The 13708-nt window shown below is 46.1% G+C and carries 7 protein-coding genes and 1 pseudogene; 5 read left to right on the top strand and 3 right to left on the bottom strand.

What is annotated here, in order from left to right; all coding sequences use genetic code 11:
- The first annotated feature begins 251 nt into the window (after nucleotides 1-251).
- From VIP81_RS21855 to VIP81_RS21835, 5 genes are all read left to right on the top strand, one after another.
- A complete protein-coding gene (locus VIP81_RS21855; RefSeq protein WP_331966318.1) occupies nucleotides 252-1559 on the top strand; it encodes a GH36-type glycosyl hydrolase domain-containing protein in 1308 nt (435 codons plus the stop codon).
- Nucleotides 1560-1776: 217 nt separating this feature from the next.
- Complete coding sequence (locus tag VIP81_RS21850; protein ID WP_331966315.1) at nucleotides 1777-4824, top strand: TonB-dependent receptor; 3048 nt, start codon at nucleotides 1777-1779, stop codon at nucleotides 4822-4824.
- A 57-nt stretch (nucleotides 4825-4881) separates the two neighbouring features.
- Entirely contained in the window at nucleotides 4882-6393 is a 1512-nt protein-coding gene (locus VIP81_RS21845; protein WP_331966312.1) for a RagB/SusD family nutrient uptake outer membrane protein, read from the top strand.
- Nucleotides 6394-6624: 231 nt separating this feature from the next.
- On the top strand, nucleotides 6625-9555 hold the full coding sequence (locus VIP81_RS21840) for a glycoside hydrolase family 38 C-terminal domain-containing protein (protein WP_331966309.1): 2931 nt from the start codon (nucleotides 6625-6627) through the stop codon (nucleotides 9553-9555).
- 263 nt (nucleotides 9556-9818) lie between these two features.
- On the top strand, nucleotides 9819-10559 hold the full coding sequence (locus tag VIP81_RS21835; protein ID WP_331966306.1) for a hypothetical protein: 741 nt from the start codon (nucleotides 9819-9821) through the stop codon (nucleotides 10557-10559).
- A 60-nt stretch (nucleotides 10560-10619) separates the two neighbouring features.
- Here VIP81_RS21835 and VIP81_RS21830 read toward each other — a convergent pair whose 3' ends face one another.
- The 3 genes and pseudogenes from VIP81_RS21830 to VIP81_RS21820 all read right to left on the bottom strand — a co-directional run.
- Entirely contained in the window at nucleotides 10620-11486 is an 867-nt protein-coding gene (locus VIP81_RS21830; RefSeq protein ID WP_331966303.1) for a hypothetical protein, read from the bottom strand.
- A 118-nt stretch (nucleotides 11487-11604) separates the two neighbouring features.
- Nucleotides 11605-13155, bottom strand: coding sequence for a RagB/SusD family nutrient uptake outer membrane protein (locus VIP81_RS21825; RefSeq protein ID WP_331966298.1), 1551 nt, complete (start codon nucleotides 13153-13155; stop codon nucleotides 11605-11607).
- Nucleotides 13156-13179: 24 nt separating this feature from the next.
- Nucleotides 13180-13708, bottom strand: a pseudogene (locus tag VIP81_RS21820) (TonB-dependent receptor); the annotation flags it as partial.

Here is a 13708-nt window from a genome sequence, read left to right as displayed (position 1 = left end):
TCATGTCTGCAAAGCAACTGGAAAATAACTAGAAAAACAATTTTAGCCCCTCTTATTTTGGTAGGTATGTATGGTCAAGGGGGAAAATGAGATCGATGTCATTTTTTCAAATTAAACAAATAGCTACTGTCTAATTAAATTAATAATCATGTCATTAGATAAGAAAGATAATAAATCACGCATGTGAAAAACTTTTCTTGCATTAATACGTTAATGTTTCTATGTTTGTACATAATAGCCGGGGCCACATTATGAAAAATCTGATTCCCATAATAGCAGGTATTACTTTGTGTGCTTTCCTTACGGAGAGCACACAGGCTCAAAATACGCCTACATCGGTCCTGGCGGCGTCTATCCTCAAAGACAGCCAACTGGATACCGTACAAGGCCGTGCATTACAATTACTGACCGGTTTATCTGCCGGTACTTCTTATGGAGAAGTTTGGATCAGAGATTTCAATACTTTTATTAATGGCTCCCTGCAGGTGCTTCCCCGCGACACGATCAAAGAGATGTTGCTGCTGTTTTTTAAAATGCAGGGGAATGATGGCAATATCTCCGACGGTGTCATCAAAAAAGAAAAAGCAAACGTAGGTTACCAATATCGTTATTCAGATCTGGCGCCTGAGTGGGCCGCCCATAAAAATACGGTAGAGACAGATCAGGAATCTTCTCTGATACAGGCCGTAAATAAATACGTTGTTGCTACCGGCGACCGGAGTCTTCTTTTTTTGGCCCTTAGTGATAAAACGATTTTGCAACGCATGGAGTGGGCTTTGGAGTACCTGTTGAAAGACCGCTGGTCGTCAAAATATGGCCTCATTACCGGTGCCACTACCGTCGACTGGGGAGATGTGCAACCCGAAACCGGATGGGGCGTAGCCATCAACGAAAAAACGAAATGGGCCATTGACATTTACGATAATGCCATGTTTGTGATAGCCATACAGGACTTTCTGTCCATGAAACCAGCGGATTACCAAACCACGCGGAACTGGAAACAGGTAGCCGCCGGTATCCGGAAAAATGTGCGCAAATACCTATGGGACCCGGCAGCACAGAAATACATTCCACACCTCTACCTCAATGACAGTCCCTTTTCTCCCTCCTTTAATGAAAAAGAAATTTTGTACACCGGTGGTTCTGCCTGTGCAGTACTCGCCGGATTTCATTCCAAAGCAGAAATCGCTATCATCAACAAACAGATGATACAGGCTGCTTCAAAAGAAAAGTTCGCCACCATTGGCATAACGGTGTATCCGCCCTACCCGGCGCAGGAATATCCCAATATGCATCCCTACGTTTATCAGAACGCAGGCGACTGGACATGGTTTGGCGGCCGCATGATACAAGCCCTCATAAAAAATGGATTTATAACCGAAGCTGTTGATGAACTTAAACCCATGACGGATCGCGTCATTGCTCATCAGGGCTTCTTTGAATGGTACGACGTTAAGACAGGCACACCCAAAGGATCAGGAAATTTCAGAGGAGAAGCAGGCGTATTACTCGATGCTATCACCCTACTTAAAAAATGGGCGGTAAATAACAGAAAATAGTAAACAATTACGGCTGTTCATTTATTATTCATTATTCAACCAAATCTATCCGATTTAAAAAACTTGTTATTACTATGATTCGAGACTAAAATCAACTTGTAAAGGTGGGGTTTCCACGTGTAATGCAATCCCACACACATTATCAGCTAAACGAACGATTTACCGGCTATTATTCCATCATCACTAAAGACTTGTTATGAAAACAAAACTTGTTTACGTGCTTGCATGTCTACTACTCTCCATGCATGCAATGGCTCAGATTAAAATAAGTGGCAAGGTCACCAATGCTGCCGACGGGAGCGAAATCCCGAATACGACAGTCGCCATTAAGGGTACCGTAAAAGGCACGATTGCAGACGCCAAAGGTGCTTTTACGATAACGGTACCCGATGTGAATGCGGTCCTTGTATTTTCCTTTACAGGATTTGCTACGAAAGAAGTGAAAGTAGGCAACCAAACCGTTATCAACGTAGTATTATCGGAACAGGCCAATACCCTGAATGATCTCGTGGTTATTGGTTATGGTTCCGTAAAAAAATCTGATCTGACGGGTGCGGTATCTTCCCTCAAGGCCGAGCAAATCATGGATGCACCAGTGCCCAATATTTCACAGGCATTACAGGGTAAAATACCCGGTGTGGATGTAAACGTAAACAGCAGTGCTCCCGGCCAGGCTGCGAAGGTGCGTATCCGTGGTATAGGTTCTATCAACTCCGCCATAGATCCACTGTATGTGGTAGATGGAGTAGCGGGCGTAGATGGTAACGCCATCAATCCCAATGATATCGCCTCTTTAGAAGTATTAAAAGATGCATCTTCCACCGCGATCTATGGTGCCAGAGGCGCCAACGGCGTTATCATGATTACGACCAAACGTGGTAAAGCTGGTCCTACCGAAGTAAGCTATCAGGGCGATGTGAACGTAAGTACGCTGTCCAGACATCTTAAAACATTGAATTCAGATGAATTTGTAAAAGTATACAACGAAGCATTTGTGAATGCCACCAAATTCGATCCGGACCATGGTACCTGGGCGCCACCGGCAGCATTGAATCATCAGAATTTCCCGTTACTGTTTGACGCCAACGATAAGCCCATTTACAATACCAACTGGGAGAAAGAAGTATATAAACCTGCTGTTTCTACCAGCCACCAGCTGAACTTCCAGGGTGGTAACGAAAAAATGCTGTACAGTGCCTCTCTCGGTTTCCTGGATCAGAATGGTTTAATGACACAGTCCTGGTTCAGAAGATATTCCGCCAGGGTAACATTCGACAATGATGTAAAAGACTGGCTGAAAATAGGTGGTAGTCTCAATATCATTTCCAGCAAACAAAGAATGATTTCTGATGGTAACGGTTCGCTGAACGTAGCCAGGATGGTAACGGAAGAAGTACCTATTGTGCCGGTAAGATATCCTGACGGCACCTGGGCAGGCAATAATGATATTGCGGGTCTGGAAGGAGGTCCTAACCCCGTGCATATTGCGCAGAACCGGTACACGCTCAACAACCTGCAACATACATTGGGTAATGTATACCTGTTGTTCCACATCACCAAAGACCTGGATTTCAAAACAGATTTTGGTTATGACCTGGTCAGCACGAAGGCCAACTACTACTCTGCCGGTGATTTGCCTCACCTGTCGCAGGATCAGGGTGGTGTTGCCAATATTACCAATAACTACAACAAATACTGGCAGTCAGAAAGCTATCTTACCTATAACAAACAATTCAAAAACAACAGCAGCCTGAATGCGGTAGCAGGTATCTCCTTTATCAAATATTCAGGAGAAAATGACTTCGTGGAAACGCAAAACTTCCTGTCTGATTATTTCCAGTGGAATAGCCTCGGGGCCGGATCTGTACGTTCCAATGCCACCTCGCTGACAACGCCCTGGGACATGAACTCATATTATGGACGTGTGAATTACAACCTGCACAACAAATACCTGTTTACCGCCACGGGCAGATATGACGGTTCTTCCAAATTCAGTCCGTCCAAACAATTTGCCTTCTTCCCTTCCGTAGCTGCTGCATGGCGTGTGTCTGAAGAGGAATTCCTGAAACACAGCAAATTCATCAACAACCTGAAGATCCGCGCCAGTTATGGACTTTCCGGTAACCAGGAAATTGGTCAGTTCCAGAACGACCCGCAGTACAGACCTGATCAAACCGTTATCAATGGCTCCAACCAGCCTACTTTGGTGCCCGGCTATATTGGTAACCCCAATCTTAAATGGGAAAAATCCAACCAGGTGGATGCAGGCATCGAATTGTCTGTTTTACAAAGCCGTATTAACCTGAATGTGGATTACTACAACCGTACCACCAAAGACATGTTGCTGGCCGCTCCTTTGCCATGGTCTTCCGGTACGTACAATATGAATGTGTACAAGAACATTGGTTCGGTAAGGAACAGGGGTTTTGAAATAAATCTGAATACGATCAATATTCAAAACACAAACTTTACCTGGAGCACCAATTTCATTTTTGCATCTAACAAAAACAAAATTTTAACGCTGAATGATGGTAATGCGGATATCTTCCCCGGTCCTAATTTCCTGGGACAGACCAACGTATTGCGGGTAGGTGAACCTATCGGTTCCTTCTACGGCATGACCAGGCTGGGCACGTACAGCACGGATGAAGCAGCCGAAGCAGCCAAGCATTCCCTGTTGCCCGGCGACAGAAAATACATATACGACGCCAACGGCAACCCTTTTTACAGCATCATTGGCCGTGCCTATCCAAAATGGACCGGTACATTCAGCACCAACTTCAAATACAAAGGATGGGATCTTACCTGTGATATACGTTTTGTACAAGGCGTAAATACAGCAGCTACCTTTAAACACTCTACGGAAGACCGTCAAACACTGGCCAACAGTTTGGCTACCGTATTAAATGCCTGGACGCCTACCAATCAGAACACCTCTATTGCACAGGTGCGCAGTTATAAATTCACACAGGATTCTCACTTTGATACCTGGTGGGTGGAAGATGGTTCTTACATCCGCGGTCAGAACTTCACACTCGGTTACACCTTCCCGGATGCGTTCCTTGAAAGAAGTCATATCACGCGTTTCCGTATATATGCCAGCGTACAAAACCTGTTCCTGATCACCAAATACACTGGTTACGATCCGGAAGTAGATACGTTTAACAGTACCTATGGTACAAACACAGGTTTCTCTCAGAACATTGACTTCTTCCCTTATCCACGCCCCCGCGTGTGGAACCTGGGTGTAAATCTTAATTTTTAGTGCTGTTGCGTGTAACCGTTGATGTGATATCATTTTAGTGAATTAAAAAATCTGAAAATGAAAACGACAAAACATATATTAATAGCGTTGCTGGTGTTGCTCAGTTGCTCCTGCAAAAAGTTTCTGGAAGAAAAACCTACTAACTTCCTCACGCCGGATGCCGATCTCACCAGCCCTAAAGTGGCCGCCGCTTTTACCAATGGCTGTTATCAGAACCTGCAGGGAGTCATCTATGGACAGCCGTCGTCCTATGGTGGTAATACCTACAACCTGATGGAGTTCATGACCGGTAAATCCAATAGTGACCTCGGACAAACCGGCTTTATCAACTTCCAGAACCTTACTTACAATATCACTTCGTTTTATGTAGACACCTGGTGGCAACGTATGTACCTTGGCATAGGCGCTTGTAACCTGGCAATACAAAACATTCCGAAGGCCATACAACCCGCTGCCACTACCACCAATCAGCTGGCACAGGCGAGAGCCCTGCGTGCATTGTACTATTTTTACCTGGTAAGAATGTATGGCGCGGTTCCAAAAGTAACGGAGGTACCAACAGATCCTAGTCCTGCCAGTGTGAATTTGCCGCGTACACCTGCCAAAGCGATTTACGACAGTATTATTATTCCTGACCTGGTAGAAGCTGCAAAATCAACGCTGCCATGGAAAGACAATACCGGATACGTGAGTATGAGTACTGTGCAAACACTGCTGGCAGATGTGTATCTCACTTATGCCGGTGCGGCTATTAATGGTGGCAACCAGTATTATGCACTGTCCGCAGCAGCCTCCAAAGCGGTAATTGCCAACAGCGGCGCCTCGCTTTTCAGGAATTACACGGATATGATTAATCCGCAAAACAAAAACATCGGCGAATTTATTTTCCAGGTGCAGTTTGCAGCCTCCGTGCCTTCTACCAACCCGTTGACGCCACTTACCATTCCCAACTATGCAGGCATCTCCAAATATTCTGATGAATACGGATCCGTATATCCTACTCCTCAGTTTATCAAGTCATTTGCTGCAGGCGATAAGCGGGTACAGGAAAGACAATTCTTTTATACCAAATACAAAAAAATCGGCAGCGCGGATACGGTTGTTTTCAAGAATACGTATATCTACAAATTCTTTGATTCACTGGCAGTGGTGAATACCGCTAAGTCTGATCTTAACTATACCATCTACCGCCTCGCCGATGTGTACCTGATGTATGCAGAAGCGTCTAACCGCGCAGAAGGTGGTCCTAATGCAGATGCACTCAATTATGTGAGAGCCATCCGCACCCGCGCGAATTTAGGACCGTTACCTGCTAATATGTCGCAAACTGCTTTCGAGCAGGAAGTATGGCTGCAGCGTTACTTCGAACTGTGCTTTGAAAATAAAATGTGGTTCGATATGATCCGCACCCGGAAAGTACATAACGATGTTACCGGCAACTGGGATAATTTCATAGGACACACCACTGTGTTCAATGCTACTTTTGCGGAAAAGAATTTGCTGTTCCCCGTTCCTAAACAGGAACTGGATGTGAACCCGAATCTTTTGCCCAATAATCCAGGGTTCTAGTAAAGCGGAAAGCATAAAGCAAAAAGCTATTGAAGCGAATGATAGAAGCGAATATTTTTTCCCGCTGATCATATGTTTCAATAGCTTTTTGCTTTTTGTTCGCTTTAATAACTTATTTGCTCGCATGACTAACCTTTTTAATTCATTCGCTTCCATCATTCGCTTCAATAGCTTTTTGCTTTATGCTTTATGCTTTTTGCTATCTCCCAATATGTACGTATGTTTGTACATATGAAACATTTACTGGCAAAACTCCTCCTTTGCTGCTGCTTTTTTTCCCTGCAGGCCACTGCACAGGAAAAAGCTACTCTCTTTACCAGCATTGAATTACAGCCTACCGTTGCCTATCTGAATCATCATGGCAGTGCGGCCAGAATGGTACGCATGGATTTTCATGGTGGCCGCAGTTATGCAGCCGCTACCATTTACCTTTCCTTTAACGGACAGGAGGACAGCCTGTCGCTGCCCGCCAGTGCCGCTGGCATCAGCAGCTACGAGCTGCCGTTGCCGGGTCCGCCGGTCACGAAAAACACACAGTTGTTTGTCCGTTACGCCGCTGCAGGGCATAATGCCCGCGCCAGTTGTATAGTAGCGCCTGCCCGGCAGTGGAAAGTATATGTAATGCCCCACTCCCATGTAGACGTAGGCTATACCAACGTACAGGCAAAAGTGCTGGCCATTCATATGAACAACATTGACGAAGCCATTAAAATAGCAGCCCGCACAGCCAATTACCCCGCAGCAGCCCGCTTCAGATGGAATACTGAGGCCCTTTGGGTGGTAGATAAATACCTCGCCGCCGCCAGCGAAGAGAAGAAACGGGTATTTCGTGATGCGGTGAAAAAAGGATGGATCAATCTCGATGGCGGATACGCCAATACCAATACCAGCGCTACCAGCTCCGCGCAGCTGTTGCAGCTCTTTTACACCGGCGCCCACCTCGCCAAAGATTATGGCATCACCATGCATACCATGTTCCAGGGCGACGTGCCCGGCGCTTCCTGGGGACTCAGCAGCCAGGCAGATATTACCGGGATCCACTATTTCCTCAGCGCACCTAATGCCAACGACCGCATTGGCAGCTCCGGACAATGGCGCGACAAGCCCTTTTACTGGCGCTCCCCTTCCGGAAAACAACAACTGCTTTTCTGGCAATCATCGCCCTACTCTATCGGCTATACGCTGAAAGGCAGCAAAATCCCTAACTTCTTTACCATAGAAGATCCCAAACCATATTATACCGGCAAGCCGGAAGAAAATTTCCTGAATCCCTACCTGTTCGACTACCTCGCTAAACTGGAGGATAGCCCATTTCCATACGACATGACCCTGCTCACCTGGGCCATGAGCGATAACGCGCCGATAGACCCCGAGCTGCCCGACGCTGTAAAAGCATGGAATGAAAGGTATGCATCTCCCCAACTGATTATTACCTCGGTGAAACAATTCTTTGGTGACTTTGAAGCTGCCTGGAAAGATAAAATTCCGGTGATCGCCGGCGACTATACCGAATACTGGACCGATGGTATCGGCTCTGCCGCCCGCGAAACCGCCATTAACCGCCATGCATCCGATCGGCTGCAACAGGCTGGCGCTATCTGGGCATTGAGAAATAAAGCCGGCTATCCTGCAGATTCCTTCCACAAAATATGGACAGACCTGATCATGTTCAACGAACATACCTGGGGCGCTTACAATAGTGTGTCTGAACCAGCAGATCCCAAAGCCGTTTCACAATGGGCATTTAAACAGGCCTTTGCGCTGAATGCACAGGCAGGATCTCAGGCATTGTTGCATGCAAGTACGACTGATGCAGCTATTACCGATACGCGCAACGACGCTTTGGCTAATGTCCGCGGCGATGCGAATACCGCGTCGGCCATCGACGTATACAACACCATCGATCACCCGCGTACTACGCTGGTGACCGTACCCGCCAACCTTAGCGCCAACGGCGACCTGGTAAAAGATGTACAAGGCAAAAAGCGGCCTTCCCAACGACTTAGCACCGGAGAACTGGCGTTCCTGACAACACTCCCCGCTTTTTCCAAACAACGGTTCACCATACACCCAGGCAAGGCATGGGCGGCACAACACGCTTCCATTAGCCATAACAGCCTCGAAAACGGCGTTTATTCCATTAAAGTGGATGATCGGAGCGGCAACATCGTACAATTGCTTAAAAAGGGTTATAAATCGAATTTTGCTGATAGCGCCGGTTTGAACCAATACAATTACCTCCCGGGAGATTCTGCAGAGAAGGTAGCGTACAGCGGCATGGCCAACATCCGGATAAAGGAAAAAGGCCCGCTGGTAGTGAGTCTGCTGGTAAGTAGTCCAGCGCCCGGCGCCCGCTCCCTCGACCGGGAAATAAGACTGGTAGCAGGTGAAGACCGCATTACGCTGATCAACACCATCGATAAAACCGCCATCGGCGACAAGGAAAGTGTACACTTTGTATTTCCTTTCCGGATACCGGGAGGTCAGGTGAGATATAGTATTCCATGGGGTAGCATTACTGCGGAAACAGATCAGTTGCCGCATACTAACAGGAACTGGTATACGCAGCAGCGTTGGGTGGATGTATCCAACAACGAAACGGGTGTTACATGGAGCAGTCCTGACGCGCCCCTGTTTGAAATAGGACAGTATCCTACTGCCGGTCTGCTGGGCGGATTACACAACTCTCCGCACTGGATCAGTTTTATGGAACAGCAGCCACTTATTTCTTCCTGGGTCATGAATAACCTGTGGCATACCAACTTCCGGAGAGATCAGGAAGGCATGACCACTTTCCATTACTATTTACAGGTACATGGCCCTTATAGCGCTGCAGCAGCGAATGCCAGTGGTCTCGAAAATCATCAGCCACCAGTAGTAACAACTGCCAGTGGCCCCGCCACAGAAAGTCTGTTTTTCGATATCCGCGGTAATGATGTGTATACAGAAAACATTTATCCTGCCGCCGGTGGCGATGGCGTATTACTGCAACTGGTGAATACCGCTGCTACCAACAGCACGGTTACATTAACGCCTAAAAATAAACATACTGCGCTACAAATATGGGAGAGCGATTTACTGGAAGCCAAACAACGTGTGCTGCCGGCTGAATTTTCCATTCCCGCCAAAGGTGTTATCATGATTCGTGTAGCCACAAAATAAATGCAGCGTGTGATAAGTTCAGATAAACGATATGCCAGGAGTACCATTCTGTTATACTATTTAAAATCCAGCTGATAAAATTGCAAAAATTGTCTTCCTAACGTAAGAACTATTAATAGCATAGCCGCGTAAAGTAAGCTGGCGAGCCTGGTGGGCTGTTTCATTCCATTATGTAATGACAGATTTATCTTGATAAATTTTGTGATGATAAAAATACATCTCGGAAGTTTATTTAGTTAAATTGCGATAATAAATCCCTTCTAATGAAATATTTGATAACCCTGCTCTTTGGAGCAATACCTTTTTTTGCGCATGCGCAGTACCCTTCCATCACTGAAACAAATAGTAAAATAGGTATTGGCACCACAACACCGACGCAAAAACTCGAAGTAGCCGGTAATATACAGGCCAATGGTTCATTGATGAGTTATCGGCTGGATTCTGTCAGCCAGATCGGTGGCTTAGTCAGCCTGATTAATCCAATCAAAACAGGGGCAGGAGAAGGTCAGCGATGGGTCATCTTAAATGCTGGCGGTTCTAGTTATGGCAACAGCCTTCAATTCTGGGCCTATGACTTTAAAGGATGTTCAACAGGTGGTATGTGTGCCAACAGGTTTACGATCATGGATGACGGTAAAGTGGGTATCAATACCGCCAAGCCGCAGACAGAACTAGCGGTTCGCGGTACCATTACCGCTCAGAAAGTAAAAGTGACCACCACCGGTTGGGCGGATTTTGTTTTTGAGAATGACTATGTACTGCCTTCTCTGACAGAGTTGGAAAGACAGATTTTAAAAAATAAACACCTACCCGGCATATCCGCTGCTGCCGAAATAGAGAAAGAAGGTATAGATCTCGGCGACATGCAACAGAAACACATGCAGAAAATTGAAGAGCTCACGTTGTATGTTATCCAGCAAGATAAAGAAATCAAACAACTCCGGGAAATGGTAGAACTTCTGATGAAGGAAAGAAATGCCACACCACCTGCTACGGAAAAATGATCTTATTTATTAAAGGCCATCCCGTTTCGATGAAACGGGATGGCCTTTAATATCATATTATTATAACAAAGTTATTAATGCCGTATAATAATTTTCATACCCATGCTCCGCGGTGCTGAGGAACAGGTACGGCTCAATCAGTTCCAGTTCCATCAGGTAAAATTCTCCGTCTTTAATGACACCATCCACACGTACATACAACAGTCCTGTTCCGAAACGGTCTACATAAGCTTTCGCTTTATTGATATAGCTATCCGTTGTGGCAGCCTGACTGGTACTACCTCCGTGATGAGCTTGTACCCTGAAATCACCTTGTTTAGGCGTTTTTAACAACACGTGACTAAATGTACCACCAAAAAAGAGGAATGACCATTCTCCTTCCTCAATTTCTTTCAGGTAGGGTTGTACGAGGTAATCTTCTGTTTGCAGCCAGGTGTTCAGCTCACTGCTTTTCTCAGCTACTGCGTCGGAGGTCAGCAGCAGTGTATTTCTGGCGCCGGCACTTACACAGGGTTTCAGCACTATTTTATCAGTATCCCATAACCGAAAAAACGATTGCCAGTCGGGTACTGTGCCCTTCTCCAGCAAGGAAGACGGGATAATGGGTAAACCGGCAGCGGCTATTTCGAGGAGATATTTTTTATTGCTGTTCCAAACGATCGTGTCTGCGGGGTTCAATAATTGTACCCCTGCCTGTTCCAGTACCTTCAGCCAGGCATAGAAAGCATCAATTTGTTCATGATAATCCCAGGGTGATTTTATGATGGCCACGTCGTATTCTTCCCAGTTGATGTTGGGGGCATTCCATACTATGGTGGTGATATCGAGTCCTTTTCCGCGCAGAAATTGCAGCAACAGGTCTGCTTCAGGGTCTGCCACGCCTCCTGTTTGTTGCTGATAGGTTATCAACGCTATTTTTTTATCCATGTTTTGGAAATTTATATGTTTGGGGCAGCAAAATACTTTAAAGGCAGATAAAAACGAAACGCTGTAAAGCAGGGAATGCATCCTTACTTTACAGCGTTTCATATGTAACTCAAAACCTTTAGTAGCCCGGGTTCTGTAGGAGCACCGGTGCATTACGGTCTATTTCACTTTGTGGAATAGGCCAGAATTCATAATTATCCTGGTACTTTGTTTTAACAGTCGGTTGCAAAGGATTGGGAATAAAACCATTCAGTTTTTGTTTGGCAATGCCCCATCTTCTCAGGTCGAAATAACGTAGTCCTTCCAACGCAAATTCCACTCTTCTTTCATGCCTGATACGGGTACGCATATCTGCCTGTGATAAACCGGCAGGAAGATCCGGCATATTGGCCCGGTTCCTTACCAGCTTGATGGCAGCATATACGGTTCCATCGGGGCCGGCAGCTTCATTCTGTGCTTCAGCATACATCAGGAGGATGTCGGCATAGCGCAGCAATACAAAGTCGTTATCGTCTATCGTACCATAGTCAGGATCTACGAGGGAAGGGTCCAGCCATTTTTTCACGGCATAGTAGCCTGTTGTCCAGCTATCTTTTCCGGGAGTGGCCACAGACAGTGCGCCGGTAAAGGGCCATCCCTGTGCCTTGGTATCGCCGGGGAAGAAGAAGCTGAGTCGCATGCGCGGATCTCTGTTTTCATAAGGCTTGCCCTTTACATATACCGCAGAAGAAGCCGTGTCTTTACCGTCGGCTGCTTCATATTCATCGATCAGGTCCTGTGTGCCTTGTTCTCCTTTCCAGCGTTGCAGGTTCACCGCAATCGCCACGTCCTGGTGCAGGATATTGGCACGCAGGTACCTTACAGAAAACATGATTTCTTTGCTGTTATTCTGGTCTGGTTTATAAAAGTTACCGGCATAGCTGGCGTTCAGACTGTATTTATTGGCGGTAATGATTGTGTTGGCCAGGGCTGCTGCTTCCGCATACTTTTTCTGGAACATCAATACCCTTACCTTATATCCCTGTGCGGTGGCTTTCACGGCGTGACCGTCGCCATAGGCAACATCCGGTAATGCTGCAATAGCGGCATCCAGATCAGTTAACACGAGCTTCAGCACATCTTCTCTGCTGGATTTAGCGCGGGAAGAAGTAAAATCAACCGTGAATGGATCTTCTGTGATGATCACGGTATTACCATAGAGCTGTGCCAGCCAGAAGTAATTAAATGCCCGGAGAAAATAAGCTTCTCCTTTATAGAGCGTCAGCTTATCACCGGATATTACTTTGTCTACATTGGCGAGGAATGAATTGACAGCAGCGATGGCCTGGTAGCTGTTTACATAATAGGCATTTACAAAATCTCCGGATTGCGGGGTAATGCCGGAGGTGAGTGCATTCCGGCCACCACCATAGTTATACTGCCCATAGGAATCATCCGTGAAATTATCCCAGGCAAAAACAGAAAACTGTGAGGTAGCATAACCACCACTACTGGCATACAGATAGTTATACAAAGCGGTGAGCCCTTTATCTGCATCCTCTGGTGTTTTCCAGAATTGCGAAGTCGCTAATTCATCTGGTGGCATTACATCCAGTATCTTCTTACAGCCACTAAACAGTGTGGTTGCTGCAACGGCTATTAATAGTATGTATTGCTGACATTTTTTCATAACTGAATCATTTAACAGAAGAAATTAAAACTGCACCATGGCGCCGAAAGTGTAAGTTTTTGTTTGTGGATAGGTAACATAATTACCGTCTCCTACACGTTCCGGATCAAGTCCCGGGAATTTGCTGATGGTAAATACGTTATCTGCTGTAAAGTATACCCGCAAAGACTTTATACCCACTTTGGACAGGGTAGCCTTTGGCAAATTATAGCCTACCTGCACATTTCTCAGTCTTAAGAAAGATGCGTCTTTCAGGTAGTAGGTAGAGGTATAATTCTGTACCGGTGCATATCCATCTGCCACATAGATTTTTGGCATGGTAGTGCTGTGATTTTCCGGGGTCCAGCGGTTACGCCAATCGGTGGTAGGTACGGAGCCTTGTCTGAACGGCTCTATGCCCCAACCATTCACATAAATCTTTTGTCCTTCTGAAGCATACAGCTGTGCACTCAGGTCGAAGTTTTTCCAGGAAGCACCCAGGTTAACCGCATACTGAAAAGTGGGATACTTTCCTTTTACATAAGTACGATCTTTGTCGTCGATAACGCCATCA

This window comes from Chitinophaga sp. (genome assembly GCF_036566945.1).
Taxonomy (GTDB): domain Bacteria; phylum Bacteroidota; class Bacteroidia; order Chitinophagales; family Chitinophagaceae; genus Chitinophaga.
The sequence above is the reverse complement of the archived record's forward strand: the minus strand, read 5'-3'. Positions and strand labels throughout refer to the sequence as shown.

Coding starts and splice junctions, on each gene's coding strand:
- VIP81_RS21845 (WP_331966312.1), top strand. CDS start 4,882: ATGAAAACGACAAAACATATATTAATAGCGTTGCTGGTGTTGCTCAGT.
- VIP81_RS21825 (WP_331966298.1), bottom strand. CDS start 13,155: ATGAAAAAATGTCAGCAATACATACTATTAATAGCCGTTGCAGCAACC.
- VIP81_RS21855 (WP_331966318.1), top strand. CDS start 252: ATGAAAAATCTGATTCCCATAATAGCAGGTATTACTTTGTGTGCTTTC.
- VIP81_RS21840 (WP_331966309.1), top strand. CDS start 6,625: ATGAAACATTTACTGGCAAAACTCCTCCTTTGCTGCTGCTTTTTTTCC.
- VIP81_RS21835 (WP_331966306.1), top strand. CDS start 9,819: ATGAAATATTTGATAACCCTGCTCTTTGGAGCAATACCTTTTTTTGCG.
- VIP81_RS21830 (WP_331966303.1), bottom strand. CDS start 11,486: ATGGATAAAAAAATAGCGTTGATAACCTATCAGCAACAAACAGGAGGC.